Raw genomic sequence first — 25,653 nt, 5'->3', positions numbered from 1 at the left:
TTCCTGCAAGCGCCATGCACCTAGTGGCGTGGCGCTCTTGCTAAGGGGGATGTAATGGATAAGCTTGGGGTCGATCTCCCACTGCTACTCTCACAAATTGTCAACTTCTCATTGTTGGCAATTTTGTTGAATATGTTTCTCTACAAACCAATTTTGAATGCCCTGCAAGCTCGCTCAGAACGCATTCGCGAGAGCTTGGATAACGCTGAAAAAGTGAAGCAACAATTGGCCCGCGTTGATGCCGACTACGATGCGAAGCTGCAAGAAGCTCGCCGCGAAGGTCAAACCATCATCAGCCAAGCCCAAGAACGCGCTCGGGCGCAAGAAGCCGAATTGTTGGTTGTTGCTCGCAATAACGCTGCCAAAATTGAAGAAGAAGCCCGTAACAAAGCTGAACAAGATCGCCAACAAATGTTGCGCGGCTTGCAAGGCCAATTGGCTTCTTTGGTTACCGAAACCGCCAGCAATGTGCTTGGTCGCGAACTGCAAACTAAAGGTCACGACGAGTTGATCAATAAATCAATTGACCAACTTGGGAGGCTGAACTAATGAGCAGCCGCGAACCCGCAAGCTACGCCCGCGCTGTCTATGATTCACTCGTTGCAGCGCTCAAAGCCGAAGGCCAAGAAGATCTCTTGCCAAGCGTGCTGGATGAGTTGGTGCAGTTGGCGCGTTCGGGCGGCCCAACCGCGGCTGAAGTTACAAGTGCCGTAGAACTGAGCGCTGAACAACGCACCAAGATCGCCAGCGATCTCAAGGCGCGTTATGGCGCATTGCTCGACATCACCTACAAAGTCGATCCAGAAATTCTGGGCGGCTTGTTGGTGCGTGTTGGCGATAAGGTGCTTGATTCAACTCTCCGCCAACGCCTCAACGCAGTCCAACGCAATATGATGGCCGGTTAACTGTGAGAAGTGATGAAGCACCAGCTTCATCCTTCATACTTCGATCATAGAGGCAAACAATGGCTGTAACAACAGAAGATATTCTTAGTCGTCTTAAAGCCAGTGTGCAGCAACCAATCAGCGCTGACCCAACTGCGGTCAACGTCGGTACGGTTGCTAGCGTTGGTGACGGCGTAGCGCGGATCTCAGGTCTGCGCGATGTTATGGCTTCGGAGTTGCTTGAATTCAAGCAAACGAAGTCAGGCGAAACCGTCATGGGCATCGCGCTGAACTTGGAAAAAGATAACGTCGCTGCCGTTATTTTGGGCGATTATCTCGAAATTGAAGAAGGCGACTTGGTACGCTCAACTGGCAAGATTATTTCAGTGCCAGTTGGTCAAGAGTTACTTGGCCGCGTCGTTGACCCACTTGGCCGCCCGCTCGACGGGAAAGGTCCAATCAGCGCAACCAAAACCCGCGAAGTCGAACGGATTGCCCCCGGGGTGATCGAGCGTAAATCGGTGAGCCAACCAGTGCAAACTGGGATTTTGGCGATCGATGCCTTGATTCCAATCGGGCGTGGTCAACGCGAGTTGATCATCGGCGACCGCCAAACTGGTAAGACCGCGATCGCAATCGATACGATCATCAACCAACGCGGTCAAGGCATGGTGTGTGTGTATGTCGCTATCGGCCAAAAGCGCTCGAAAGTGGCTCAAACCATTACCACGCTTGAGCAAAATGGCGCGATGGATTACACCATCGTGGTCAATGCTTCAGCCTCAGAATCAGCAGCATTGCAATACATCGCCCCATACTCAGGCTGTGCCATCGCTGAAGAAGTGATGGAAGGCGGCGTGACGGTCGATGGCAACCTCGTCAAAGATGCCTTGATCATTTATGACGATTTGTCGAAGCATGCTGTGGCCTATCGCCAAGTGTCATTGTTGCTGCGCCGCCCTCCAGGCCGCGAAGCCTACCCTGGCGACGTGTTCTACTTGCACTCACGCTTGTTGGAACGGGCTGCTCGTTTGAGCGATGCCAATGGCGGTGGTTCGATTACGGCCTTGCCAATCATCGAAACCCAAGCCAACGACGTTTCAGCTTATATTCCTACCAACGTGATTTCGATCACCGACGGCCAAATTTTCTTGGAATCGGACTTGTTCTATGCTGGCCAACGCCCAGCGTTGAACGTTGGTATTTCGGTGAGCCGCGTCGGTTCATCGGCCCAAACCAAAGCCATGAAGACCGTTGCTGGTAAGATGAAGCTCGAATTGGCGCAGTTCCGCGAATTGGCAGCCTTTGCGATGTTTGCCTCCGACTTGGATGCAGGCACCAAGGCCCAAATCGAACGCGGTCAACGCCTTTCGGAATTGCTCAAGCAACCACAATACCAACCAATCGCTTTGGAAGACCAAGTGATTATTCTGTGGGTTGCTGGGAACGGCTTCTTGGATGATGTTCCAGTTGCTCGGATCAACGACTTCAAGCGCGATTTCTGGCAGTTTATCCACAGCAGCTATGCTGAGGTTGGTCGCACCATCGCCAGCGATAAAGTCTTGAGCGAAGCAACCATCGCCAACTTACGCAAAGCCGTGACCGAATTCAAGCAAACGGCGAGTTATAAATAGATAGGGGTTGGGGGCTGGGGGTCAGGGGTCAGTTAAACCTTGATCCCGCCCTTGCCTCAATCTCTTTCTTTACGAGGATTTTATGGCTTCAGCACGAGAAATTCGGCGGCGGATCAAGAGTGTCAAGAACACTGGCAAAATCACCAAAGCGATGGAGCTAGTGTCGGCCTCGAAGATGCGTCGCGCTCAACGAAACGTGCTTGCAACCCGTCCGTATGCCGACCGCCTGTACGATGTTATGGGCGAGTTGACAATGCGTTCGATGGGTGGCAGCTCGAAACACCCGTTGTTGCAGCCGCATCCCACAGTAACTCGTGTTGCGTTGATTTTGATCACGCCCGACCGTGGGCTGTGCGGTGCGCTTAATTCAAACTTGACGCGTGCAGCGGCTCGCTTTATCACAGAGCAAAAAAGCCAAGGTCGTAGTGTTTCGGTCATCGCTGTCGGCAAAAAAGGTCGCGATTTCATCTTGCGGGCTGGTCAAAAGCTCGATTCTGAAATTATTGGCTTGGGCGATGCGCCACCGTTGGTGGATGTATTGCCTGCTGCCACAACCGCGATCAATGGCTATAGCCCCGATGCGAATGGCAACTATGCCTACGATGAAGTCTACTTGCTTTGCGCTGAGTTCGTAAACACTTTGGTGCAACGGCCAAAATTGCGCCGTTTCTTGCCAGTCGAAGCCCCAGGCAACGCTGGCGCAACCAAGGTCGATTACTCATACGAACCAAGCCAAGAAGATGTGCTTGACCAATTATTGCCACGCTTCATTGAAGTGCAGCTCTACCAAGCCATCCTTGAATCAATTGCAAGTGAACATTCGGCCCGGATGATGGCCATGCGCAATGCCAACGACAATGCCAAAGAGTTGGTGCGCGACTTGACCCTGACCTATAACAAGGCTCGGCAAGCAGCCATTACCACTGAGATTAGCGAAATCGCCGCTGGTGCAACAGCGCTCAACCAATAATCAGCTAGTTTTGGCTAGCGATTGTTGACCATTTGGAGAATTCCATGGCAACTGGAAAGATTTTACAAATTACTGGCGTGGTTATCGACGCAGAATTTCCTGCTGATGGCCTGCCACAAATTTATAACGCGTTGGAAATTCCCTTGGGCCAAGGCCGACCATCGCTGATCTGCGAAGTCCAACAACAGTTGGGCGATAGCGTCGTGCGTGCGGTCGCAATGTCCACCACCGACGGCCTTGTCCGTGGGATGGACGTTATCGACACTGGTGCACCAATTAGCGTGCCAGTCGGGCCTGAAACCTTGGGTCGGGTGTTCGACGTTCAAGGTCGGCCAATCGACGGTGAAGGCGCTGTTGGTACAACCAAAACAATGCCAATTCACCGCCCAGCCCCAACCTTCGAAGAACAATCAAACCGCGCTGAGTTGTTCGAAACCGGCATCAAAGTCATCGACTTGATCGCGCCCTTCACCAAGGGTGGCAAAACCGGTGTGTTCGGCGGCGCAGGCGTGGGCAAGACCGTTATTATCCAAGAGTTGATCTCGAATATCGCGAAAGAACAATCCGGTTACTCGGTATTCGCAGGCGTAGGCGAGCGCTCACGCGAAGGTAACGACTTGATCCACGAAATGAAGGATTCGAAGATTCCTGGCACCGACCAAACCGTGTTCGATAAAACGGTGATGGTGTTCGGCCAGATGAACGAACCACCAGGAGCACGCTTGCGGGTAGCACTTTCAGCCTTGACCATGGCTGAATACTTCCGCGAAGAAGGCCGCGACGTGCTGTTGTTCGTCGATAACATCTTCCGCTTTACCCAAGCAGGCTCGGAAGTGTCGGCGCTCTTAGGCCGGATGCCTTCACAGGTGGGTTACCAACCAACTCTTGGTACCGAGATGGGTGAATTGCAAGAACGCATTACCTCGACCAAAACTGGCTCGATTACCTCGTTGCAAGCAGTCTACGTGCCTGCTGACGACTACACCGACCCAGCGCCAGCAACAACCTTTGCCCACTTGGATGCAACGATTTCGCTGGAACGCTCGATCTCGGAAAAAGGTATTTACCCTGCGGTAGACCCACTGGCTTCGACCAGCCGGATTCTCGATCCCAACATTGTGGGCGAAGAACACTACCGCGTCGCGACCGAAGTTCAACGGATGTTGCAACGCTACAAAGACTTGCAAGATATTATTGCAATCTTGGGTGTCGAAGAATTGTCAGACGACGACAAATTGACAGTTTCCCGCGCCCGTAAGCTCGAACGCTTCTTCTCACAACCATTCGGCGTGGCTGAAGTGTTTACCAACATTCCAGGCAAGTACGTTGCCGTTGGCGATACTGTCAAGAGCTTTGCCCGCGTTCTCGCCGGCGAGTTCGACCACATTCCCGAAAGCTTCTTCTTTATGAAGGGTGGCATCGACGATGTGGTAGCCGCCTTCGACGCATCAAAGCAATAAGCGATCAATGATTATGCGACCCTGCGCCGGCTGGAACGGGCATTATACCCGCCCCATTCCGGCGCATTGTCTATAATCGCTGTGAGGATGTATGCCACTCCAATTGGAAATCGTCACCGCTGAGCGCGTGGTTCTTTCCGAAGAAGTCGATATGGTCAGCGCACCTTCATATGAAGGTCGGGTGGGGATTTTGCCTCGCCACGAGCCATTATTGACTGTCTTGCAACCAGGCGAATTGCACTATATAAAAAATGGTGTTAGCATGCCCTACGCCATCAGCGGCGGCTTCATGGAAGTCTTGCCAAATCGGGTGACGATTTTGGCCGATACCGCTGAACGCGCTGATGAAATCGATGAAGCACGGGCAGAACAAGCACGCGCCAAAGCTGAACAAGCTGTGCGCGATCGCCAAGGTGCTGTAGATGTTGCTCAGGCCGAAATTGCCCTGCGCCGCGCTACAGTGCGTTTGCAAGTTGCCAAACTGCGCCGTAATCGTCAACAGTAGTAAACATGAGTTGAAAGAACATCAGCTAGCACCCATGGCATGCAAACCAATGGTAATCGCTTGGTGTTCTTTCTTCGTTTGGAATAACTAAAGGTATGGCACGAAAACTTGGGATTGACCTAGGCACGGCCAATGTGCTTGTCTACATCAAGGGCAAAGGAATTGCCTTGTCCGAGCCGTCGGTGGTGGCGCTCTCGCGCAAAACCAATAAGATTCGCGCAGTTGGCGCTGATGCCCTCGCGATGCTTGGCCGTGAACCGGAAAGCGTTGAGGTGATTCGCCCAATGCTTAACGGGGTTATCGCCGATTATGAAACCACCAAGGCGATGTTGGAGCACTTTATTGATAAAACCCGTGGCTTTGGCAAGCCCGATGTGATGATCTGTATTCCGGCTGGGGTAACCACCGTCGAGATGCGGGCCGTGCGTGATGCCGCCCGTAAAGCTGGCGCACGCCGCGCCTATTTGATTCGTGAGCCACTTGCTGCTGCGATTGGCGCGAATATTCCGGTGGCCCAACCATCTGGCAACTTGATTATTGATATTGGTGGTGGTACAACTGAAGTTGCCGTGATTTCGCTCAACGATATTGTGGTGAGCAATTCGGTACGGGTTGGTGGCAATAAGTTCGATGAAGCCATCGCCGCCTATATTAAACGTAAATATAATATGATGATCGGCGAACGGACTGCTGAAAGTATTAAAATTGAAATTGGTTCAGCCTTGCCGCTCGACCGCCCATTGACCATGCAAGTGCGTGGCCGCGACCAAGTTGCTGGCTTGCCGCGCACAATCGAGGTCGATTCGAACGAAATTACCGATGCGATTCAAGAGCCACTTGAAGCAATTATTAGCGCAGTGCGCTCGGTCTTGGTCGAAACGCCACCAGAATTATCATCGGATATTATTGATAAAGGCATGGTGATGACTGGTGGTGGCTCGATGCTGCGCCGGATCAATGAATTATTGACCGAAGTAACCGGCGTGCCTTGTTATGTCGCCGACCAGCCCGCCAACTGCGTGGCCATCGGCACAGGTCTTGCCCTAGAAAATCTTGAAATTCTCCGCGAAAGTTTGTCGGGGAGTGATATAAATTAGGTTCGAGGGTTCAGAGGTCAGGGGTCAGGGGCGAGGGACTAGGGATCAGTAACTAGCCTTTAAATGCTCAAGCCTGAACCCTAACAACTGAACCCTGACCCCTACTCGTGATTATTCAACGTTGAATGATCGTATTGACCATTGACATTTATGCAAGCTGGCAGCGATGCTGGCCCATTCATTGAAGTAATGAACTGAGTAGTTTTGGGCTACGGTTGTTGCTTCAGCGAGGTTTTCTATGGATATGCGCGATGATGCGCGGCTCGCCAATGAAGTCGAGAAGCTAACCCATACAGCGGATGCGCTTTCGCTTGACGCGAAAGATCGCATGCGCAAGGTTGTTGAACCTAAAATTGAAGCTGCGGTTGCCCAACGCGAGGCAATGGTCGCCGAATTAACCAGCGAACCTGTCCAGGCTCCAGCCAGCGAATTAGCCAAGGCTGATCCCCGCCGTGTGACAATTACCCATGTGCGCAATCATCCCCATACCTTTGCCTACCTTGATGCTGCCAACCAGCAGCTCAAGCTGATTGGCTATACTGAGCATGGCCGTCGCCATGCCGCTTTGGTTGGCCATATTGGGGCTAACGTCTTGCGACGGCTTAAATTTTCGGCGCGCGAGATTGAGCTGGCCGAAATTGCAGGCTTGTTGCACGATATTGGTAATAGCATTAATCGCAACGATCACGGCCAAACTGGGGCAATTCTGGCCAAAGATATTTTGAGTAGCCTCGAGATGCCAATCGACGAGATCATCACGATTATGGGTGCGATTGGTAATCACGAGGAAGAACGTGGCCATGCAGTTTCAAGCGTGGCGGCGGCGCTGATTTTGGCCGACAAATCCGATGTGCATCGCTCACGGGTTCAAAACAGCGATCCCACGACCTTTGATATTCACGATCGGGTTAATTATGCAGCGACCAAATCGTTCTTGCGGGTTGATAGCGAGCAACGGCGTGTTACACTGCAATTGACGATCGACACCGAGATGGCCTCGGTGATGGATTATTTTGAGATATTTCTCTCACGAATGGTAATGTGCCGACGAGCTGCCGAGTTTCTTGGTAGTCGCTTTGGGCTTTCGATAAACGATGTATCGGTGTTGTAGCTGCTACGCTAGCTGGCTCACCAAGCGCAGGTTAAACGCGCTTGTGCTGGTGGTAGCCGCTACGGCAGTTTAATTTATTTCTCTTTACTAAAGGAGCCATCTCATGACCGAACGAGCCGTATTAAGTGAAGGCGACACTGTAGGCGATAATTTACATGTCAAGCAAGCCTATCGCAACTTAACGGTGCCGCAATTGGTGGAAGCTGCGCTCAAACGGGGCGAGGCCGTTTTATCGGCTACTGGGGCTGTTGTTGCCACCACGGGCGCACGCACGGGTCGTTCTGCAGATGATAAGTTTGTGGTGGAAACACCAGCAGCTGCGTCAATGCACTGGACGAAATTCCATAAAGCTATGAAGCCCGAAACCTATGCCGCAATCAAGGCGAAGGCATTGGCCCACATGGCCGAACGTGAGATGTTTGTTTTAGATGCCAGCGCTGGAGCTGACCCAGCCTATGCGCTGCCAATTCGCGTGGTGACCGAGTATGCTTGGCATAACTTGTTCGCCAAGCAATTGTTCCGCGATGCGATCAGCAACGATCAACAACCACAATGGACGGTGCTCAACCTGCCAAGTTTGAAGCTTGATCCAGCGGTCGATGGCTCGCGCTCAGAAGTTGCCGCCATGATCAATCTCGATGAAAAATTGATTTTGATTGTTGGCACCGAATACGCTGGCGAGATCAAGAAATCGATCTTTACGGTGCTGAACATGGTCTTGCCAAGCCAAAACGTGATGCCAATGCACTGCTCAGCCAATATTGGCAGCAAAGGCGATGTGGCGTTGTTCTTCGGCCTCTCAGGTACCGGCAAAACCACGCTTTCAGCCGACCCAGAACGGGTGCTGATTGGCGATGATGAGCATGGTTGGAGCGCCAACGGCGTGTTCAACTTCGAAGGCGGCTGCTATGCCAAGTGTATCCGCTTGCGCCGCGAATCGGAGCCAGAAATTTTCGATGCCATTCGTTATGGCGCGGTGCTCGAAAATGTGGTGCTCAGCGATAGCCGCGATCCCAATTATGATGATGCTTCGTTGACCGAAAACACCCGCGCAGCCTATCCATTGGAATTCATTCCCAATGTGAGCGAAACGGGCATGGGCGGCCAACCAGAAACGATCATCTTCTTGACCGCTGATGCCTTTGGGGTTTTGCCACCAATCGCCAAGCTCAGCCCTGAACAAGCAATGTACCACTTCTTGTCGGGCTATACCGCCAAGTTGGCAGGCACCGAAACTGGCGTTGGATCAGAGCCACAAGCAACATTTAGTACATGCTTTGGCGCACCGTTTATGCCATTGCACCCAACCGTTTACGCCGATTTGCTCGGCCAAAAAATGCGCGAACACAAAGTGCGAGTATTTTTGGTCAACACTGGCTGGACTGGTGGAGCCTTCGGAGTTGGCAAGCGCATGAGCTTGCGCGATACCCGCACGATGGTGCATGCCGCCTTGGAAGGCAAGCTCGATAACGTGGAAATGTGGCACGATGCTCGTTTCAACCTCGATGTGCCAGTGGCAATCGATGGCGTTGATAACAGCGTGTTGCAACCACGCCAAACCTGGGCCGATGCCAGCGAATACGATCGAGTTGCCGATGATTTGGCTGCTCGCTTCCGCAAGAACTTCGAGCAATACGCCGAACGCGCAGGCGAAACCGTGGTAAACGCCGGGCCCCAAGCGTAGGCTTTTTGATCCACGAAGAGCACGAAGTTTTTAACCACGAAGGACACGAAGAGCACGAATGTTGGGTTTCGTGGTTGCCTGAGATTTCTACAATTATCAGGCAACTACTCAATTAACCTTAGCTTAGCGCCCTTCGCGTTCTTCGCGGTTACGAGATACGTTTTTAACCACGAAGGACACGAAGAGCACGAATGTTGAGATAGTTGGAAACCTGAGTTTTGTACGAGACATCAGGAACCAATAATCCAACCTTAGTGTAACTTCGTGCTCTTCGTGGATCAACAAAAAATTCCTGCCCCCCTCATTCAGACACTCCTTGCACAAGCCTCGATCTTCTCGGATAATGCTGGTATGCAAACAGTTATTCTCGATCAGCAACAATTGAATTCGCACTATGGCTTGCTGACTGTGGCCTCGCCGCAACTTGCCAGCGCGCAGCCAGGCCAATGGGCAATGCTGCATCACGGCTTGGGCAACGACCCATTCTTGCGTAGCCGCGCTTGGATTATTGCGACCAATCGTAGTAGCACCGCTACCTTGGCCCTCGATTTGCACGACCCACTGTTGGCGACGATTGCGCGTTTGCCCAAAGCCAGCGAGCTTGATGTGCTTGGACCGTTGGGCCGACCGCTGAGCAGCGATGGCCAAAAAGCAACCTTGTTGATTGCTGAGGGCAATGCAATCTATAGCATGTTGTTCTATGCCCAACGCATCAGCGAAACGGGCGCGCCTGTGCTGTTGCTTGCCAGTGCCAGCGATGAGTTGCGCGTGCCGCCATTTGTGCTGCCAGCAGAGATTGAATATTTGGCAACCAGCGATGATGTGCTTGATTTGCTAGAAAGTAGTGGCAAACTTGATTCGCCGTTGGTTTGGGCCAATCGTTTGTTGGCTGCAGGCAGCGTCGATTTGGCGAATCGTTTGAGCCAACGCATTCGCCGCGAGCGCTATGCATGGCAACAAGGCTTTGCCGCATTTATCGTCGATCAGCCCTATCCGTGCGGAATTGGCATGTGTGGTGGGTGTTGGCAAAATACTCGCCAGCAGCCAAAATTGTTGTGCATCCATGGCCCAGCGCTTGATCTGCGCGAATTGATCTAACTTAATCGGCATAATTTCGGATAAAATATTGATAACCTGATCCAAATAAGCAATGGCGCTTATCGCTAGGAGATGTACATGTTACCCGATTACCGCCCCGAACCGTTTGTCGATTTCAGTGTCAAGGCCAATGCCGATGCCATGCGCACGGCGCTTAGTAAAGTTGGCGATGAATTAGGCCGGACGTATCCGCTGCTCATTGGTGGCGAACATATCGAATTGGCCGACACCTTCGATTCACTGAATCCGGCCAAGCCAAGCCAAGTTGTTGGCAGTTTTGCCAAGGCAACGGTTGAGCATGCCAATCAAGCGGTCGAAGTTGCCGCCACAGCTTTTGAAACATGGCGCAACGTTGCGGCAGAAGAACGCGCTCGCTATTTGTTCCGCGCTGCGGCAGTGATGCGCCGCCGTAAGTTTGAATTTATGGCATGGTTGGTTTACGAAGTGAGCAAAAGTTGGGCCGAGGCCGATGCTGATGTGGCCGAAGCCATCGACTTTATGGAATATTATGGTCGCCAAGCGATTAAGTTTGGTGGCCCGCAACCTGTCGTTGCCTACAACGGCGAAGAAAACGAACTCCGCTATATCCCACTCGGCGTGACTGTGGTTATTCCACCATGGAACTTTGCCTTGGCGATTATGGTTGGTATGACCACCGCCGCAATTGCCGCTGGCAATACGGTTGTACTGAAGCCAGCCTCGGCCTCGCCAGCAATTGCCGCCCAATTTGTGCGCTTGTTGGTCGAAGAAGCTGGCTTGCCCGATGGCGTGGTCAATTTCGTGCCTGGATCGGGCGGCGCAATGGGCGATGCCTTGGTTGATCACGCCAAAACCCGCGTGATTGCCTTCACTGGCTCGAAAGAAATTGGCTTGCGGATTTTCGAACGCTCAGCGAAATTGCAACCAGGCCAAATCTGGCTCAAACGCACAATCTTAGAAATGGGTGGCAAAGATGGGATTGTGGTTGACGAAACCGCCGATCTCGATGCTGCCGCCGATGCAATTGTGGCCTCGGCCTTTGGCTTCCAAGGCCAAAAGTGTTCGGCCTGTTCGCGGGCAATTATCGTCGAGAGCGTGTATGATTCTGTTTTGAAGAAGGTTGTTGATCGCACCAAGAAACTGACTATGGGCGATCCTACCGATCCTAAGCAGCATATGGGCGCTGTGGTCGACCAAAAAGCCTTCGATAAGATTCGCGAATACATTGAAATTGGCAAGAGCGAAGGCCGTTTGATGCTCGGTGGCGAAACTGGCGATGCAGCAGATGGCTATTTCATCCCACCAACAATTATTGCTGATATTGCTCCCGAAGCTCGGCTTTCGTTGGAAGAAATTTTCGGGCCAGTCTTGGCGTTTATCAAAGCTAACGACTGGAAGCATGCGCTGCAAATTGCCAACAACACCGAATATGGCTTGACTGGCGCAGTATTCAGCCGCTCCCGCGAACGGCTCGAAGAAGCTCGCCGCGATTTCCATGTTGGTAACTTGTATTTCAACCGCAAGTGTACTGGTGCGTTGGTTGGGGTGCAACCGTTTGGTGGCTTCAACATGAGCGGCACCGACTCCAAAGCTGGCGGCCCCGATTACCTCTTGTTGTTCACCCAAGCCAAAACGATCACCGATCGCTTCTAAAAAAATGGGATGCAGCATGGAATTAACTCCATGCTGCATCCCGTAAACAATAAAAAAGCCCGATGGGTATCGGGTTGGCATCCTCACCAGATCAAATGTTGTTCTAGGCTACTTGCAGCACCAATTGGGCAATCATGCTGCGTAGCTTCACGAAATCCAGCGGCTTCAAAAGATATTCGCTACAGCCAGCAGCAATTGCATGGCTGCGATATTCGTTGCTGCCAAAGGCGGTCATGGCAATAATTGGCAGATGCTTGGTGCTGCTATTGGTGCGTAATTGCTTGGCCACGGTTAAACCATCAATGCCCGGCAACGCCAGATCCAATAACACCAAGGCTGGGCGAACAAGCGGAATCTGCTTCAACGCTTCACTACCATTGTGAGCGCCGACCACCGTATAGCCATCTAACTCAAGAAGACGCGCGAGAATAATGTGAGTGTCTGGTTGATCATCAACAATATATAAACAAGCCATACCTGCTCCAGTGTCCGTAGAGCTCGAAAAATCACGCTCGCTGTGTCGGCAAACACTCGTTGGACAATAGGAATTGAGTCCTCGATTGGATAGTTCCTTTAATTAGCATGCAGGGTAACATAGATAGATAGCACTGACAAGCCTCAAAGGTATAAAAAAACTTAATTTTTTCTGAAAAATAAGTTTTATAAATTTGGTAGCGTCATTAACCGCCAGCGGGCTGAACCAAACAAGCTTCTAGCCGATTCTAATCGGCCAAAAGCTTGCTGGTTAAGCTACGAGCGAGGCTCGTTTTTAGCGGTAGTTCAAGGCTTGGCGCAGCTGTTGCAGAATATTAAAAGTATATAAATCGTTAACAATTAGGCTGGGCCAGGTTTGCGGCGCTGCGAGGTTAACCCAGCCAACTTCAGCAATGCCTGCGCTTGGATCATTGGGGTTGGGAGTTTCGAAGCCAGGTTTTGGCCTGCCCTCAATAATGCGGCAACGATAGGTTTTGAAGGCTTGATAGGTTGCGTCAGGCTGATCCTGTTGATGCAGAATCAGCCCTTCAACCGCAACTTGCACGCCAAGCTCCTCCCACGCTTCGCGTTCGACACAGGCAATTTCGCTTTCCTCAGGCTCGCGTCCGCCGCCAGGCAACAACCAGAAATTGCTCGTTGCATCAGCAAAGCGAATCATTAAGAGCTGGTCGTGCTCAATAATTGCAATTTGATAGCGGGTATGGCGCAGGGTTGCCATTAAATATCGCAGCCTTGGGTTAATGTTTGAATGAGCACCATCGCCGGCCCGCTGTCTTGCAGATAGCCGCTGTTTAAGCGCCAAACCTCTGCTTGTTTGCTCGCGCCATAACAGCCCACCCAAAGCGCGTTGGTATCGGCCAAAACAATCGTTTGCAGAAAAGCCGAAGCCGCAGTTTCAACTGGGTTTACATTGACATAGACGCTCAGTTGCTTGCTTTGGCGTAGGCTATCGGGCACATTGGGCAAGGTTCCCTCGACCCACGTCTCAGCAGTTTTGGCCGAATCTGCCTGCGCAAGCGCGGCATAGTAGCTAAACAGCAGCTCGGGAATCGTGGTTTGGCTGCTGAGTGGCAACTGCTCAAGCGGCGTGCCACATTCACGGGCCTGTTGATCAAGCACGCCCAAAACATTATTGCTGCTGGTTGGCATTGATTTGCTTGAACTCAAGCGCCATGGGCTATTCGCGTCAGCCCGAGTTGCCACATAACAGGCAGTATCGGCGCGTGCTCCGCCATCCTTCATGCCGAGCAACACAATCCCTGCCATACGCGCTTCGGTTTGGTTTTCGTTCAAGGTTGGAGCTGTCACCAAGCCAACCACTGCATCGATGCCAAAGAAACTTGCGCTGAAACCAGCTTGATCAATTCCGCCTGGTGGGCTAGCCCAGTAGCCATAGGCCCGCTCATACTCTTGGCGATTGAGCGCATTGACCAGCGAACCAAACAGCTTAATCGGGCTGGTTTGATCATCAAACGCTGCGACCATCGGTACTTGTGGCTCGTCAACCACTGCGGTTGCACTTGCCGCTGCTGAAGTTGGCGTTGCCGCTGCCGCTGCTTGGGTTGGGCTAGCCTCAGCTTGTAAGGTTGGGCTAACGGTTGGTGCTTGGGTTTGGTTGGTACAGCCAGCCAAGAGCACAATGGATAGCAAGCAAGCGCGCTGTAAAAAGAGCTTCATCGATCAAACTCCTTTATTCTTTCCAGGTGGTTTTGCTTTGCCAATCGGCGCGAGTTAATGGCTTTGGAGTTACCGCAGGCTTGCCAACATATAAAAAGCCCAACAATTTGGTTGGTGCTTCAAAGCCCACGGTTTTGGCCACAAGCTCGTGGGTTCCAATCGCGCCGCTCGACCATTTGGCGGCCAAACCAAGCTGCGCCGCCATAATGTGGGCATTTTGGACTGCCATCGCCACCGCCGCTACTTCTTCCCATTCGGGATTTTTGGGCTGTGGCTGCATGCCCAGCGCAATCCAAACAGGAGCCATCCAGACCTTATCGCGTTGCTTGGCCTCTTGAAATGGGTCGCCTTGGGCGGCGGCAACCAAGGCTGCGCCCAATTCGGCCCGCGCATCGCCAGTATAGACTACAAAGCGCCATGGTTCGGTCACACCATGGCTCGGAGCCAACGTCGCTGCCTGTAAAATTAATTCAATCGCTGAGCGCTCGATTGGCTCAGGAGAAACTTCTTTTAAGCCGTATGATCGGCGTTGGGCCAAAATGGCCAAAACTTCGCTGCTTGTTGCCATTGCCAAACCTCATCAACTAAATCAATTGCGCTTTAAAGAGTAGCATGAATCAATCAAGCCTGTAATTACCAGCCAAAAGCTTGGGTTTCCCAGCTGAGCAAATCGCCCTCGATATGCTCGGTGCAGCCAAGTTGCTCCAACATCAGCATAATTTGGGCGCGATGATGCATGCTATGGGTAATTAAATGGCCAATCGTGCCGCCATAGGTTTTTTGAGTTGGCGGATTATCCAAGCCATCGGTGTACACCGCATCCCAGCGTTGTTCGCGGCTGATGCTACGCGCAATTGTGGCAAAATCTTTTCCAGCAGCACCCAAGCGTTGCAATAAGCCTTCAATCGAGGTATCGCTCAAATCACGCACTGGGCGCTCGGCCATCAGATCGCACCAAGCTTCCATATTTTCGATAATATGCTCAAAACATTGGCGCAAACTCCGTTGATCGATTGGAAACTGGCGATCAAGTTGCTCAGGCGTGAGCGTTTGGGCTTGCAATAACAATTGGCGGGTTGTCCAGACATCATGACCAAGTAAACGATCTAACAAATCCATTGTTTAATTCCCATCTACTTTAAGATCCAAGGGTGCAGTATACAGCACAAATGTACCATTGGTTTAGCGCACAACGAGCTTGTTTCGCCGAACTACAGCCATCTGCTATACTGTAGGGATAAAGCCACCTGCATTTAGGGAAGACCATGATGGATAAGCTCCCACATACGTTTTATCGCCGCCGTTTTGTTGATGGTCGCCATCATGTGTTCCATTCGTATGGATTTGGTCGGGTTGTGCGCAACGATGCTGAGGTTTTAATTTATGACTGGTCGCTTGGCACGCCGCAGCGCATTAGCGATACGCTTGGCTGGGGCAGCGATGCACCGCGCACTCGGTTATTTGATCAACGGGCCTCACGAGCGTTTGGGCGTTCGTGGTGGTGGCGTTCGCGGCCACTCAATATCACCAGCATGTATGATGAATGGGGCAATTTGATTGTCCAGCGCATCGATTTTGCTAGCAAAGCTATGGATATTAGCGGCAGTTTCTATCAAACTGATCTGTATCTTGATTGTTTTGTGGCTGCCAATGGCGTGACCCATGTGGTCGAAGATGAAGATGAAGTGATCGAGGCCAATCAAATTGGCTTATTAAGCAATGCACAACGCGAGATGATTGAAACTGAGCTGGATAGCGTGCGCAATCTGATGCGTGCTGGCACCTGGCTCAGCTGGCTTGAAACCAGCGCCGGTACGCCATTCGACCGCAAATTTTTGCCCAAAGCGCGCAACTACGATGGCTTTTGGCAATCGCGGGCTAGCTATTGGCCGGAGGATTAACATGGCGCTCGATTGTAGTGTCGTGATTATTTCATGGAATGTGGCCGATTTGCTGCGTCAATGTTTAACTTCAATCGCCCAATCGCTGGCGGCGAGCAGCTATAGCTATGAAGTGATTGTGGTCGATAATGCCTCGCACGATGCTTCGGTTGCCATGGTTGGCCACGAATTTCCCAGCGTCCAGATCATCGAAACTGGGGCGAATTTAGGCTATGCTGGCGGCGTAAATATTGGAATTGAGGCCGCCCAAGCTCCATGGATTTTGGTGCTCAACCCTGATACCGTTATGCAAGCAGATGCAATTCCTCAGTTGCTGGATTGGGCGCAACAGCACCCGACAGCCAGCGTGATTGGCCCACAATTGCGCTACCTCGATGGCTCAATTCAATCATCACGTCGTCGCTTACCGACCAAAGCCAGCTACTTTTTTGAAAGCACATTGCTCGAACGTTGGTGGCCAGCCAATCCTTGGGCTGCTGCTTATCGTTGCGCCGATCTGCCCGACGATCAGCCGCAGCAGGTCGAATGGCTGATGGGTGCAGCCTTGTTGGTGCGCAAATCGGCAATTGAGCAAGCAGGCGCGATGGATCGGCGCTTCTGGATGTATTCTGAGGAAGTCGATTGGCAAGCTCGCTTGGGGCGGTTTGGGCCAATTTGGTACGTGCCGCAAGCAGTGATTATTCACCACGAAGGCAAATCGAGCGAACAAGCGCCAGCCCGCAAACATTGGGCCTTCCAACAATCGAAGTTGCGCTACGCCGCCTTGTACGAAGGGCCTGCTTTTGCCACCGCGTTGCACTTCTTTTTGGCCAGCAGCTATTTGTATGAACTGCTGGTTGAGAGCGCTAAGTGGCTGCTTGGGCATAAACGCCAGTTGCGTTGGCAGCGTATGCAGATCTATTGGCAGGTACTGCGCCAGTTTGGCTAGGCTGCGTTCCCTCACCCCAACCCCTCTCCCGCCCAGCAGGCGAGGGGCTTTAATATTGTGGTTCTTGCGCAATGCGTTGCTACAAACGGGTGCTCCCCCTCGCCCGCGTTCAGTGGGAGCGTGGGCTGGCGTACAAGGGTAGGTTGTTAAGATCCCCTCACCCCAACCCCTCTCCCGTGGCGCGGGCAAGGGGCTTTTGGTTGTGTAGGTTTGGCATGATTTGTGGTGAAAACGGGTGCTCCCCCTCGCCCGCGTTTTCGTGGGAGAGGGGGTTGGGGGGTGAGGGAACGCTCCACCGCCGACCAATCGCTCAAAACCTACCTTGAAAGGAGGGGGGCTGGGGGGTGAGGGGCCGTTGCAGCGGGCTTTGACATTTACCCATGGCCTCGTATAATGCCTATATGCGACCTTCACGTTCGGCCCAACAGGCAGCCCCACCAGCAGCGATGGTTCATCTCTATCGTGGTTTGATGGATCGCGCAGTCACTTGGCGTTCACGCATCGACACGCCAACCAACTGGGCGGTGGCGATTACCGGCACGGTTTCGAGCTTTGTGCTTGGCGATGCTGATCATCATCATGCGGTTGTGCTGCTGACGATTGTCTTTTGTATGGGCTTTTGGTTTATCGAAGCGCGGCGCTATCGCTACTACGATTTATGGGCCACATGGGTTCGCATCCTCGAAACTGATTATTATGTGCCATTGCTTGGCCAAAATACCCTCGCGGTTGATCAATATTGGCATAAATTGCTGATTACCGACATGAACATGCCCCATTTTAAGATTTCTACCGTCGAAGCGTTGGGGCGGCGTTTACGCCATAATTACATGGCGATTTTCTTGTTTTTGCTGTTTATCTGGCTGTTGAAGCTGATGATTCATCCGCAGATTACCAATCGGCCAGCGCTGGAAACCTTCATTTATGATGCCAGTTTGGGGCCGTTCGGTGGCAAATTGGTCATTTTATCGGTCTTAGGCTTCTATGCATGCTTGATTATCATGGCCTTAATTACGATTCCGCGTTGGGGTTCGCGCACCGAGATGGTGGGCCATGAACGGGTGCTGCGCAAGCTCGCGCTGCCAGAAGCCATGCCTGTGGGTAAAGCCAAACGACGAGGAGGGCGACGTAAATCATATGGAAAAGCCCACGACTAACCAGCCAACCGATCTCTGCATTATTATGCATGCTCACGCGCCGTTTGTGCGCCAACCTGGGCCTTCGAGCCATGGCGAGGAAGAATTGCATGGCTTGATGGCCGATTGCTATATTCCGCTGCTGCGAGGCCTCGCCGACCTGATTGAGCAAAACAAAGCGGTTAAAATGGGCTTGGCCATTAGCCCCATTCTCTTGCATCAATTGAATGATCCTGTTGTGCAAAAGCATATGTTGCATCATCTCGATGAGGCGATTGCGCAGGCCGAGCGTCGCCTTGAAGCTGCCAAGGGTGGCGATGAACATAGCGCGTACTTGGCGCAATTTTATTTGCAATTGCACCAACGTACCTTGCACGTGTTTGAAAAGCAGTGGAGCCGCAATATTGTGGCCATGACTCGCGAGTTGGTCGAGGCCGAAGCGCTCGAAGTTCTCGGTCATACCGCTACCTACCCCGTGCCCCATTTGTACGATCGGCCAACCCTGCGCACGCAAGTGGAAGTTGGCACCATTGCCTTGATGCATATGCTCGGCCAAACCCCAAGCGTGCTCTGGAGCGCGGAAGATCCAGTTACGCCCGAATGGGAGCAGATTCTCAAGCCGCTGGATATGCGGGCCTTGGTGGGAACTGCCAACCCTGAATTGCGCGGCCAAGCGCTTTCGTGGCTTTCCGAAGCTCGCCAAACAACCGTTATTACGCCCGATCAACGTTTATTAACCCATATTCGCTCGGTTGGTTTAGGCTATCCCGGCGATCCGCTGTATCGCACGCCGATGCCAATTCCTTTGGATGATGGCATGCTGAGCCGTGATGGCAATGCCTATGATCCGTTTTATGCTTATGCGCGTGCCCGCCAGCATGCCCGTCATTTCACTGCCGTGCTAACTGAAACTGCCAGCAATGGTCAGCCGTTGGTGATTGTGGCGGATATGGAATTGTTTGGTAGCGGCTGGTTTGAGGGTGGGCTGTGGCTGCGCACTTTGCTCGAAGAATTGCCAAGTCATTTTCGCTTGGTCACGCCAAGCACCTTGCTCAAACGGCATAAACCAAGCGTGGTTGTGCCACCGCAGCACTTTTCGGGGATTATTGATGGTCGTTTGAGCGCTGCTTATCGCCAATTACAAGCTGCCGTTGCTGAATACCCCCAAGCCTATGGCGACCGCGAACAGGTGCTCAACCAAGCGGCGCGTGAGTTTTTGCTGGCCCAATCGGGCGATTGGGATCGTTGGGTTGGTACGCCAGGCGCTGATTATGCGAATGCCCGCCGTAGCGACCACCTGCAAAAGTTCGATTGGCTGATGCAGTTGTTGCCCCATGAAACCTTGCTGCCAGTTGCAGCCCGTGAATTTGCCGCCTTACAAGAGCGCGACAATCCTTTTCCTACCCTAAATTATCGGTTGTTTGGGGATTTTGAACGATGACAACCTACACTTGGCTTGGTCACAACCAGCCACATCTTGATACCATGTTCGTTCATGACCTTGGCTCGATGGTTTTTGCCAGTTTTGGCGGCGTAACCGCTCAAGGCGCACACAAAAACGAAGATGCCGCCGCAATCTTTATCGATCCTGCTGGGGCTTGGGAATTGGCCTTGGTGATCGATGCGCATCATTCGGCCCAAAGTGCGCAGCTGATTTTAAACACCGTGGTTGAAGCAGAAAGCCAATTGCGTGATTGTTTGAACGAACCCTTGAATCAAGCTTTTTTTAGCCTTGATCGGGCTTTGCTCGATTTGTTTCGCAGCAATAGCTTTCGGGCGCAGTGTGCCACAATTCAAGGCGAAGCTTCGTGCCTGTTTGTGGCGCGCAAAGATGAATACGTTTGGTATTGGGCGGTCGGCGATTGCATTGGCTATATTTTCCACCCCAGCATTGCGCGGCTTGGCGAGATGCAGCTCAATCAACGCCGTTTCTACGAATGGATTGGCAATGTCAATACCTGGGATGGCGTGTTGCCCTCATATTCCACTGGCATTCGTTTGCTGCAACCTGGGCTTACCACGCTGATGCTCACCACCGACGGCTTGCTCGAATGCGGCAAACGCCCATTTGAACAACCAACGACCTTGTATAACACTGTTTGTTGGCAGCATAGCACCCTGCCGCGCGCCGCCCGCGCCTTGCTCGAACGTGTGCAAACCGAAGGCGGTCGCGATAGTGCAACCGTCATTTTGTGGCAATTTGATAGCACCTGGGCTGGAATGAACCGCGACTTCCGCTAAACAAATGAGCCAAGTCACCCCAAATTGGCTGATGCTCGATGGATAAACCAGCTTGCTTGAAGGCTTGTAGCACATGCTTGCCTGTGCCAAAACGCTGAGCCAACGGCGCAAGCTGACGGTAAGGCAAGCTCGGCGCTCCCAAACCACGTGCCAACAATGGGACAACCGTTTGTAAATAGATATGGCCCAAGCTGCTCACCCATGAATTGCCTGTGCCAACCTCAATCAAGCTAAACCGCCCATCTGGCCGCAGCAAACGGCGAATTTCGCCAGCAAAACGCACCAATTCGCTATAACAAAACGTTTTTAATCCAAAACAACAGACTACCCGATCAAGGCTTTGGCTGGGTAGTCTGTTGGCAAAAATATCACAATTGTGTACTTCAATTCGCTCCAGCCAAATTGGGTGCTTCAAAGGTTGCGCTACTAGATCGAGGGCAATTAACGAGCCGCGTCCTTGTAAAGCTTGCTCCAGCCATGGCCAAGCCTCGCCGCCACCACACAGCAAATCGCCAACAACCATGCCTGGCTGAATCTGCGCCGTGGCGATACAGCGTTTGCGCCAAGCATTGATAATACCCAAACTGCCGAGCGAACTAACCTGATCGTATGAGGGAGCCATTTGTTCAAACAGCGCTTGTAAATCGCTGTTATCAAACTGATCGGCTAAGCCATAATTGGGTGCTGAAATCATTGTGGAAACCTCACAAATAGCTGCTTGGTATCCACGATAGCGCTGGGATGTTACACCAATGTTACAAGGCCTCGTTGGCCAAGCGTTCGATTAAATTGCGCATGCTCGGATCGACCTGCGTATGCTGGGCCAAAAATTCGACAATTGCCAAGGCCGAGGCTGGGCTCTGCTGATAGCCTTGGACCCATGTGGCAAGCAACGGCTTCAAATCTGGCAAGCGTTGCTCGATGCGGCGTTCGGTGGCAAAAACATCGCCGGCAGCAAGCTTAAATTGCGGCCAAGTGCCAATTAATTCCAGCACTCGATCGACCGCAAAATGTTGGATAAAGCGCTGCGCCGAAAGCCACTCGCCACGCTGATAGCGGCATAAGCCAACATATAAACAGGTTAATGCTTCGCCCAACAACCAGCCAGGCTGTGGGCGATTGGCGGTTGGCATGGCAAGCTGTGGCAAGCCAATCGCAGCATCAACGTGCGCTGCTTTCCAAATAATTTGGCCTGGTGCAAAGGGAATATTGGGCAATTCTGCTGGCTCGAACACCGCAAACTCACAAAAAATCTCGTCGCTATAAAGCACTTTATAGCCATCGACTGTATTTTGAAAGGCATAACTAATTGGTTGAATCGCCGCTAGCCACCCAAGATCATTCAGAAATTGGGCTTTGCTGCCAGCTTCGACGATGGCAAAAAAATCGAGATCCGACCATTGATCAAGCCGTTCGCGTTCCAAGCCAACCGAGCCAAGCCCGATTAAGGCCAAGCCGTGGCCACTGGCTGCCAGCGCTTGACCAATCGCAGCCAAGCGATCTAAAAGTTGTTGGGGTGTGGGCATGGCGTGCCTCCATTGATTAAGGCTCAAACTACCGCATAGCTCTAAGCTTGGGCGATTCAGCCTCGTATGGTAGCATACAACTCCGCCCTAAGCCGCATAGCAATTGTGACGCTGTATGTCACAATGCTGCTGTTTACTAGCAAGCGCATTGCATGTCGTCAAGCAAGGAGGGTTTATGCCTAGCTATCAGCTTGCCCAAATCAATATTGGCACGATTAAAGCGCCCTTGGATAGCCCATTGATGGCCGATTTTACCAATAATTTGGATCGGATTAATGCCTTAGCTGAGGCAAGCGATGGCTTTATTTGGCGCTTAAAAGATGATTCTGGCAATGCGACTGATTATCGCCCACTCGACCCGCTGACGATTGTGAATATGTCGGTTTGGCGCGATCTCGATGCCTTGATGCAATATGTGTATAAATCGGAGCATGTGGCGATTATGCGGCGACGCAGAGAATGGTTCGAGCGCATGGATACAGCTTTTATGGTACTCTGGTGGGTTCCAGCAGGCCACGAACCAACTGTTGCGGAAGCTCTTGAGCGCTTAGAATACTTACGCGCCAATGGCGAGACTAGTGCTGCGTTTAGTTTTCGTAAGCCATTTGCTGCGCCCGACCAACAGCTTGTAGCCGAGGCTTAATCAATGGCTGAACTGTATTTACGCCCAGTCGAAGAGGCCGATCTTGCCAGCTTTTTCGCGCAGCAACAAGATCCAGTGGCAATTCATATGGCTGCCTTTACTGCCAAAGATCCCAGCGATTATGCTGCGTTTCAGGCTCATTGGCAAAAAATTATGGCCAATAGTAGCATCATCAAGCGCGCAATTATCTGGGATAATCAACTGATTGGCCAGATTGCCCAATTTGAACAATTTGGCGAGCCAGAATTGACCTATTGGCTCGATCGGCGCTATTGGGGCCAAGGGCTTGCTAGCCAAGCCTTGCGCTTATTGCTCAACGAAATTACCCTGCGGCCATTGTTTGCCCGTGTCGCCCAAGATAATCACGGTTCGCTGAAGGTGTTGACCAAAGCTGGCTTTCAGATTATTGGTGAAGATTCGGGTTTTGCCAATGGTCGTGGTTGCGACGTAGCCGAATATGTGCTGCGGCTCGATTGATCCACCCTACGTCCGAGTTAGTACGAGTTTGTTTTTTAGGAGGATAACGCAATGACTCAACCACCTATGCCACCGCAAGGTAGCTACCAATTGCCCCCCCAAGGTAATTATCAAATGCCAACCAATGATCAAGCTGGCGGCAGCAAAGCCAAAGCACTCTTGATTGGGTTGGGAGCACTCGTTTTAGGCGCAATTGCTTGGGGCTTATTGGCATACTTTACCGAACGAATCTTTTTCTATGTTGCTATTTTGATTGGGATGGGGATTTCGTATGCCATGATCTCGCCTTTTCGCAAGCCTGTCTCAAAAGCGATCCTTTTATCCTTAGTTGTGCCTGCAATTCTTTTTAGCTTGATCTCCTTGGAATTAGGCAACCTCCTTTCATTTATCCTCGCATTTAAACGTGATTTTGATATTCCATTGAGTGAGTCTATTTCGCTGGCATTCGATTTTTTATTCAGTAAACTATGGTTAGAAACCAAAGAAAATATTTTGACAATCGTCTTTGGGGTCTTAGGAGCTGGCTTAGGCTTCTACAATACCTTGAAACGCTCGTAGGGTTTAAGATCCCCTCACCCCAACCCCTCTCCCGTGCGCGGGCGAGGGGCTTTTTATTGTGGTTCTTGCACAATGCGTAGCTAAAAACGAGTGCTCCCCCTCGCCCGCGCCACGGGAGAGGGGGCTGGGGGGTGAGGGGATAAAGGAACCTTATTTATTGGCCAACAATTGCTCCAAGCGATCAACATAGCTTGCCAGCACGCGAAAGGCGGCCTCAACTGGCTCGGCTGAAGTCATATCAACCCCAGCCAATTTCAGTGCATCCAACGGGGCCAACGAGCTACCAGCGCTCAAGAAGGCCAAATAGTTGCTTTGGGCATCGGGCTTGCCTGCCAAGACCCCTTCGGCCAAGGCATGGGCTGCGGCAATCCCGGTTGCATATTGATATACATAGAAATTGGCGTACATATGGCCTGAGAAGGTGGCCCAGGTAATCCCCATGCGATCTGCATCGGGCACAACTTCTTCGCCATAGCCTTCACGGAACAAATCGAACATGATGCCATTGAGGGTGGCAGCGGTTAATGGCTCGCCACGTTGGCCGCGTTCGTGAATTTCAAGCTCAAATTGAGCCAAAATTGGCATGATGAAGAAATAGCGATGGAAGTTGCTCATGGCTTCTTCAATCAAAGCAATTTGGAAATCTGGGTCTTGGTTGGTGTTAAACAGGTGGTTGCGCACCAAAGCTTGGTTGAAGTTTGAAGCGACTTCGGCCACAAACAAGCCATAGTTGCTATAGATCGTTGGTTGGTTTTGCCAGGTCAGATACGAGTGCATCGAGTGCCCAAGCTCGTGGGCCAAGGTGCTCATGCCAAAAATATCGTTGTTGTAGTTCATCAAGATATAAGGCGGCGTGCCTTTCCAGCCACTCGAAAATGCTCCGGCGCTCTTGCCTTTGTTGGGGTAAATATCAACCCAGCGATCGTCGAGCAAGCCGCGTTTGGCAACGCTGGTGTAGCCTTCGCCCAACGGCTTCATGCCTTCAATAATCCAATCGACTGCTTCGGTGTAGGGAATATCAAGCTTTTTGGTGCTCAATGGCGCTTTGATGTCGTAGACATGCAGTTGATCGTAGCCCAAGGCTTCGCGGCGTAAGCGCCAGTAGCGATGCCAAGTCGGGTAGTTTTTGCGCACCGTCGCCACCAATTGATGAAACACATCGGTTGGGATGTTGTTTTCGCCAAGTGCTGCGGCCAAGGCTGAGCTATAGTTGCGCACCCGTGCATTGAAGACATGTTGTTTGACACAGGTCGCCATACAATTGGCCATGGTGTTTTTGTTGGCCAAGTGGGCATCGCTATAGTTTTCAAAGGCGGTGCGGCGCACTTCACGATCGGGGTCGGTCAGCAACAAGCCAATTGTGCCTTGGGTCAATTCCAATTCGGTTGCATCAGGGCCATGGGCCGCTGGATAGGCCAAATCAGCATCGGTCAAAATGCGGTGGGTTGAGTTGGCTGAATCAAAGGCATCACTGACCAAGCCCAACACTTGCTCAACTTCTGCTGAACGCACATGGGCTTGGCGACGCTCAACTTCGTTGAAATATTGGCCATAGCTGGCCAAATCGGCGTTTTCTGCTTGCCATTGCTTCAGCGTTGCAAAGCCAATGCCAATAATTTCTGGCTCGATAAAGGCCGCGCTGGCCATCATGCGGGCATAAACCCCCATAACCCGATCCATTTTGGCTTTGGCTACTTGATCGGTGGTATCGACACTATAAAACAGGCTGGCATAAATGTAGAGCTTGCCTAGCCGCTCGTTAAGCTGATCAGCATAGTTTAGCGCTGCCAAGAGGGTTGACGCACCTTCAGCCAAACGACCTTGATATTGTTCGATCTCAGCAATCGATTGGGCATAGGCATCGAGTGCTTGTTCCCATTCAGCATCAGAACCGAAAACTTTGGTTGCATCCCACGTATCGGCGAGGGCTACTTCCTGACGGGTTGGGACTGTTGCAGCGGTTGTCATTCCAAAACTCCTTCAACACACAGGTTTA

Annotated in this window: 27 protein-coding genes; 19 read left to right on the top strand and 8 right to left on the bottom strand. The window is 51.9% G+C overall.

The window, feature by feature from the left end:
• Window positions 1–54: 54 nt before the first annotated feature.
• The 11 genes from ACFMKP_RS14070 to pruA all read left to right on the top strand — a co-directional run bounded on the left by ACFMKP_RS14070 (window position 55) and on the right by pruA (window position 12,075).
• Entirely contained in the window at window positions 55–549 is a 495-nt protein-coding gene (locus ACFMKP_RS14070) for a F0F1 ATP synthase subunit B (RefSeq protein ID WP_054534610.1), read from the top strand.
• Entirely contained in the window at window positions 549–905 is a 357-nt protein-coding gene (gene atpH, locus ACFMKP_RS14065; protein WP_382292595.1) for an ATP synthase F1 subunit delta, read from the top strand. Before ACFMKP_RS14070 ends, atpH begins: the two co-directional genes overlap by 1 nt.
• 59 nt (window positions 906–964) lie before the next feature.
• On the top strand, window positions 965–2,518 hold the full coding sequence (atpA, locus tag ACFMKP_RS14060; protein WP_382292594.1) for a F0F1 ATP synthase subunit alpha: 1,554 nt from the start codon (window positions 965–967) through the stop codon (window positions 2,516–2,518).
• A gap of 82 nt (window positions 2,519–2,600) precedes the next feature.
• Window positions 2,601–3,488: a F0F1 ATP synthase subunit gamma gene (locus ACFMKP_RS14055; RefSeq protein ID WP_382292593.1), complete on the top strand. Its 888-nt coding sequence runs from the start codon at window positions 2,601–2,603 to the stop codon at window positions 3,486–3,488.
• Between the two features lie 44 nt (window positions 3,489–3,532).
• Window positions 3,533–4,948 (top strand): F0F1 ATP synthase subunit beta, encoded by a 1,416-nt coding sequence (gene atpD, locus ACFMKP_RS14050; RefSeq protein WP_110520205.1) that lies wholly within the window; start codon window positions 3,533–3,535, stop codon window positions 4,946–4,948.
• Window positions 4,949–5,039: 91 nt separating this feature from the next.
• Window positions 5,040–5,453: a F0F1 ATP synthase subunit epsilon gene (locus tag ACFMKP_RS14045; protein ID WP_382292592.1), complete on the top strand. Its 414-nt coding sequence runs from the start codon at window positions 5,040–5,042 to the stop codon at window positions 5,451–5,453.
• 95 nt (window positions 5,454–5,548) lie between these two features.
• Window positions 5,549–6,550, top strand: coding sequence for a rod shape-determining protein (locus ACFMKP_RS14040; RefSeq protein ID WP_110520207.1), 1,002 nt, complete (start codon window positions 5,549–5,551; stop codon window positions 6,548–6,550).
• A gap of 238 nt (window positions 6,551–6,788) precedes the next feature.
• Window positions 6,789–7,661, top strand: coding sequence for an HD domain-containing protein (locus tag ACFMKP_RS14035; protein WP_382292591.1), 873 nt, complete (start codon window positions 6,789–6,791; stop codon window positions 7,659–7,661).
• A gap of 103 nt (window positions 7,662–7,764) precedes the next feature.
• Window positions 7,765–9,345: a phosphoenolpyruvate carboxykinase (ATP) gene (gene pckA, locus ACFMKP_RS14030; RefSeq protein ID WP_382292590.1), complete on the top strand. Its 1,581-nt coding sequence runs from the start codon at window positions 7,765–7,767 to the stop codon at window positions 9,343–9,345.
• Window positions 9,346–9,696: 351 nt separating this feature from the next.
• Window positions 9,697–10,443, top strand: a complete 747-nt coding sequence (locus ACFMKP_RS14025; protein ID WP_382292589.1) for a hypothetical protein — start codon at window positions 9,697–9,699, stop codon at window positions 10,441–10,443.
• A 78-nt stretch (window positions 10,444–10,521) separates the two neighbouring features.
• Window positions 10,522–12,075, top strand: coding sequence for an L-glutamate gamma-semialdehyde dehydrogenase (pruA, locus tag ACFMKP_RS14020; protein ID WP_382292588.1), 1,554 nt, complete (start codon window positions 10,522–10,524; stop codon window positions 12,073–12,075).
• A 103-nt stretch (window positions 12,076–12,178) separates the two neighbouring features.
• On the opposite strand, the gene ACFMKP_RS14015 is transcribed toward pruA, so the two are convergent.
• The 5 genes from ACFMKP_RS14015 to ACFMKP_RS13995 all read right to left on the bottom strand — a co-directional run bounded on the left by ACFMKP_RS14015 (window position 12,179) and on the right by ACFMKP_RS13995 (window position 15,366).
• Window positions 12,179–12,550, bottom strand: coding sequence for a response regulator (locus ACFMKP_RS14015; RefSeq protein WP_382292587.1), 372 nt, complete (start codon window positions 12,548–12,550; stop codon window positions 12,179–12,181).
• Window positions 12,551–12,844: 294 nt separating this feature from the next.
• The gene (locus ACFMKP_RS14010; protein ID WP_382292586.1) at window positions 12,845–13,288 is read right to left on the bottom strand and encodes an NUDIX domain-containing protein; all 444 of its coding nucleotides are present in this window, start codon (window positions 13,286–13,288) and stop codon (window positions 12,845–12,847) included.
• Window positions 13,288–14,247: a hypothetical protein gene (locus tag ACFMKP_RS14005; RefSeq protein WP_382292585.1), complete on the bottom strand. Its 960-nt coding sequence runs from the start codon at window positions 14,245–14,247 to the stop codon at window positions 13,288–13,290. The genes ACFMKP_RS14010 and ACFMKP_RS14005 overlap by 1 nt, the downstream gene beginning before the upstream one ends.
• 13 nt (window positions 14,248–14,260) lie before the next feature.
• Window positions 14,261–14,815 (bottom strand): nitroreductase, encoded by a 555-nt coding sequence (locus ACFMKP_RS14000; RefSeq protein ID WP_382292584.1) that lies wholly within the window; start codon window positions 14,813–14,815, stop codon window positions 14,261–14,263.
• Between the two features lie 65 nt (window positions 14,816–14,880).
• Window positions 14,881–15,366 (bottom strand): DinB family protein, encoded by a 486-nt coding sequence (locus ACFMKP_RS13995; protein ID WP_382292583.1) that lies wholly within the window; start codon window positions 15,364–15,366, stop codon window positions 14,881–14,883.
• A gap of 146 nt (window positions 15,367–15,512) precedes the next feature.
• Here ACFMKP_RS13995 and ACFMKP_RS13990 point away from each other — a divergent pair, with 146 nt between their 5' ends.
• From ACFMKP_RS13990 to ACFMKP_RS13970, 5 genes are all read left to right on the top strand, one after another.
• Window positions 15,513–16,148, top strand: a complete 636-nt coding sequence (locus tag ACFMKP_RS13990) for a hypothetical protein (protein WP_382292582.1) — start codon at window positions 15,513–15,515, stop codon at window positions 16,146–16,148.
• 1 nt (window position 16,149) lies between these two features.
• The gene (locus ACFMKP_RS13985; RefSeq protein ID WP_382292581.1) at window positions 16,150–17,076 is read left to right on the top strand and encodes a glycosyltransferase family 2 protein; all 927 of its coding nucleotides are present in this window, start codon (window positions 16,150–16,152) and stop codon (window positions 17,074–17,076) included.
• A gap of 401 nt (window positions 17,077–17,477) precedes the next feature.
• A complete protein-coding gene (locus tag ACFMKP_RS13980; RefSeq protein WP_382292580.1) occupies window positions 17,478–18,233 on the top strand; it encodes a DUF2270 domain-containing protein in 756 nt (251 codons plus the stop codon).
• Complete coding sequence (locus tag ACFMKP_RS13975; RefSeq protein ID WP_382292579.1) at window positions 18,214–19,653, top strand: 1,4-alpha-glucan branching protein domain-containing protein; 1,440 nt, start codon at window positions 18,214–18,216, stop codon at window positions 19,651–19,653. The genes ACFMKP_RS13980 and ACFMKP_RS13975 overlap by 20 nt, the downstream gene beginning before the upstream one ends.
• Window positions 19,650–20,453: a protein phosphatase 2C domain-containing protein gene (locus ACFMKP_RS13970; RefSeq protein ID WP_382292578.1), complete on the top strand. Its 804-nt coding sequence runs from the start codon at window positions 19,650–19,652 to the stop codon at window positions 20,451–20,453. The genes ACFMKP_RS13975 and ACFMKP_RS13970 overlap by 4 nt, the downstream gene beginning before the upstream one ends.
• On the opposite strand, the gene ACFMKP_RS13965 is transcribed toward ACFMKP_RS13970, so the two are convergent.
• Together ACFMKP_RS13965 and ACFMKP_RS13960 are read right to left on the bottom strand one after the other, a co-directional pair.
• A complete protein-coding gene (locus ACFMKP_RS13965; RefSeq protein ID WP_382292577.1) occupies window positions 20,398–21,147 on the bottom strand; it encodes a class I SAM-dependent methyltransferase in 750 nt (249 codons plus the stop codon). The two genes, ACFMKP_RS13970 and ACFMKP_RS13965, sit on opposite strands and share 56 nt — an antisense overlap.
• Window positions 21,148–21,208: 61 nt before the next feature.
• A complete protein-coding gene (locus ACFMKP_RS13960) occupies window positions 21,209–21,979 on the bottom strand; it encodes a hypothetical protein (RefSeq protein WP_382292576.1) in 771 nt (256 codons plus the stop codon).
• Between the two features lie 175 nt (window positions 21,980–22,154).
• On the opposite strand from ACFMKP_RS13960, the gene ACFMKP_RS13955 reads away from it, so the two are divergent.
• Genes ACFMKP_RS13955 through ACFMKP_RS13945 form a run of 3 tightly spaced genes read left to right on the top strand, consistent with a single transcriptional unit; the run spans window position 22,155 to window position 23,657 of the window.
• Window positions 22,155–22,622, top strand: coding sequence for a DUF3291 domain-containing protein (locus tag ACFMKP_RS13955; RefSeq protein ID WP_382292575.1), 468 nt, complete (start codon window positions 22,155–22,157; stop codon window positions 22,620–22,622).
• 3 nt (window positions 22,623–22,625) lie between these two features.
• Window positions 22,626–23,099, top strand: a complete 474-nt coding sequence (locus tag ACFMKP_RS13950) for a GNAT family N-acetyltransferase (protein WP_382292574.1) — start codon at window positions 22,626–22,628, stop codon at window positions 23,097–23,099.
• Between the two features lie 51 nt (window positions 23,100–23,150).
• Window positions 23,151–23,657, top strand: coding sequence for a hypothetical protein (locus tag ACFMKP_RS13945; RefSeq protein ID WP_382292573.1), 507 nt, complete (start codon window positions 23,151–23,153; stop codon window positions 23,655–23,657).
• Between the two features lie 150 nt (window positions 23,658–23,807).
• Here the strand turns inward: ACFMKP_RS13945 and pepF are convergent, their stop codons facing one another.
• Window positions 23,808–25,625 carry an oligoendopeptidase F gene (gene pepF / locus ACFMKP_RS13940; protein WP_382292572.1) on the bottom strand — a complete coding sequence of 606 codons (1,818 nt, stop codon included), beginning with the start codon at window positions 25,623–25,625 and terminating at the stop codon, window positions 23,808–23,810.
• Window positions 25,626–25,653: the final 28 nt, after the last annotated feature.

It is taken from the genome of Herpetosiphon sp. NSE202 (genome assembly GCF_042688385.1).
GTDB lineage: Bacteria > Chloroflexota > Chloroflexia > Chloroflexales > Herpetosiphonaceae > Herpetosiphon.
The sequence above is the reverse complement of the archived record's forward strand: the minus strand, read 5'-3'. Positions and strand labels throughout refer to the sequence as shown.

Bases quoted from the DNA above. Each gene is read 5' to 3' on its own strand.
- ACFMKP_RS14070 (WP_054534610.1), top strand. From the start codon at position 55: ATGGATAAGCTTGGGGTCGATCTCCCACTGCTACTCTCACAAATTGTC.
- atpH (WP_382292595.1), top strand. From the start codon at position 549: ATGAGCAGCCGCGAACCCGCAAGCTACGCCCGCGCTGTCTATGATTCA.
- atpA (WP_382292594.1), top strand. From the start codon at position 965: ATGGCTGTAACAACAGAAGATATTCTTAGTCGTCTTAAAGCCAGTGTG.
- ACFMKP_RS14055 (WP_382292593.1), top strand. From the start codon at position 2,601: ATGGCTTCAGCACGAGAAATTCGGCGGCGGATCAAGAGTGTCAAGAAC.
- atpD (WP_110520205.1), top strand. From the start codon at position 3,533: ATGGCAACTGGAAAGATTTTACAAATTACTGGCGTGGTTATCGACGCA.
- ACFMKP_RS14045 (WP_382292592.1), top strand. From the start codon at position 5,040: ATGCCACTCCAATTGGAAATCGTCACCGCTGAGCGCGTGGTTCTTTCC.
- ACFMKP_RS14040 (WP_110520207.1), top strand. From the start codon at position 5,549: ATGGCACGAAAACTTGGGATTGACCTAGGCACGGCCAATGTGCTTGTC.
- ACFMKP_RS14035 (WP_382292591.1), top strand. From the start codon at position 6,789: ATGGATATGCGCGATGATGCGCGGCTCGCCAATGAAGTCGAGAAGCTA.
- pckA (WP_382292590.1), top strand. From the start codon at position 7,765: ATGACCGAACGAGCCGTATTAAGTGAAGGCGACACTGTAGGCGATAAT.
- ACFMKP_RS14025 (WP_382292589.1), top strand. From the start codon at position 9,697: ATGCAAACAGTTATTCTCGATCAGCAACAATTGAATTCGCACTATGGC.
- pruA (WP_382292588.1), top strand. From the start codon at position 10,522: ATGTTACCCGATTACCGCCCCGAACCGTTTGTCGATTTCAGTGTCAAG.
- ACFMKP_RS14015 (WP_382292587.1), bottom strand. From the start codon at position 12,550: ATGGCTTGTTTATATATTGTTGATGATCAACCAGACACTCACATTATT.
- ACFMKP_RS14010 (WP_382292586.1), bottom strand. From the start codon at position 13,288: ATGGCAACCCTGCGCCATACCCGCTATCAAATTGCAATTATTGAGCAC.
- ACFMKP_RS14005 (WP_382292585.1), bottom strand. From the start codon at position 14,247: ATGAAGCTCTTTTTACAGCGCGCTTGCTTGCTATCCATTGTGCTCTTG.
- ACFMKP_RS14000 (WP_382292584.1), bottom strand. From the start codon at position 14,815: ATGGCAACAAGCAGCGAAGTTTTGGCCATTTTGGCCCAACGCCGATCA.
- ACFMKP_RS13995 (WP_382292583.1), bottom strand. From the start codon at position 15,366: ATGGATTTGTTAGATCGTTTACTTGGTCATGATGTCTGGACAACCCGC.
- ACFMKP_RS13990 (WP_382292582.1), top strand. From the start codon at position 15,513: ATGATGGATAAGCTCCCACATACGTTTTATCGCCGCCGTTTTGTTGAT.
- ACFMKP_RS13985 (WP_382292581.1), top strand. From the start codon at position 16,150: ATGGCGCTCGATTGTAGTGTCGTGATTATTTCATGGAATGTGGCCGAT.
- ACFMKP_RS13980 (WP_382292580.1), top strand. From the start codon at position 17,478: ATGCGACCTTCACGTTCGGCCCAACAGGCAGCCCCACCAGCAGCGATG.
- ACFMKP_RS13975 (WP_382292579.1), top strand. From the start codon at position 18,214: ATGGAAAAGCCCACGACTAACCAGCCAACCGATCTCTGCATTATTATG.
- ACFMKP_RS13970 (WP_382292578.1), top strand. From the start codon at position 19,650: ATGACAACCTACACTTGGCTTGGTCACAACCAGCCACATCTTGATACC.
- ACFMKP_RS13965 (WP_382292577.1), bottom strand. From the start codon at position 21,147: ATGATTTCAGCACCCAATTATGGCTTAGCCGATCAGTTTGATAACAGC.
- ACFMKP_RS13960 (WP_382292576.1), bottom strand. From the start codon at position 21,979: ATGCCCACACCCCAACAACTTTTAGATCGCTTGGCTGCGATTGGTCAA.
- ACFMKP_RS13955 (WP_382292575.1), top strand. From the start codon at position 22,155: ATGCCTAGCTATCAGCTTGCCCAAATCAATATTGGCACGATTAAAGCG.
- ACFMKP_RS13950 (WP_382292574.1), top strand. From the start codon at position 22,626: ATGGCTGAACTGTATTTACGCCCAGTCGAAGAGGCCGATCTTGCCAGC.
- ACFMKP_RS13945 (WP_382292573.1), top strand. From the start codon at position 23,151: ATGACTCAACCACCTATGCCACCGCAAGGTAGCTACCAATTGCCCCCC.
- pepF (WP_382292572.1), bottom strand. From the start codon at position 25,625: ATGACAACCGCTGCAACAGTCCCAACCCGTCAGGAAGTAGCCCTCGCC.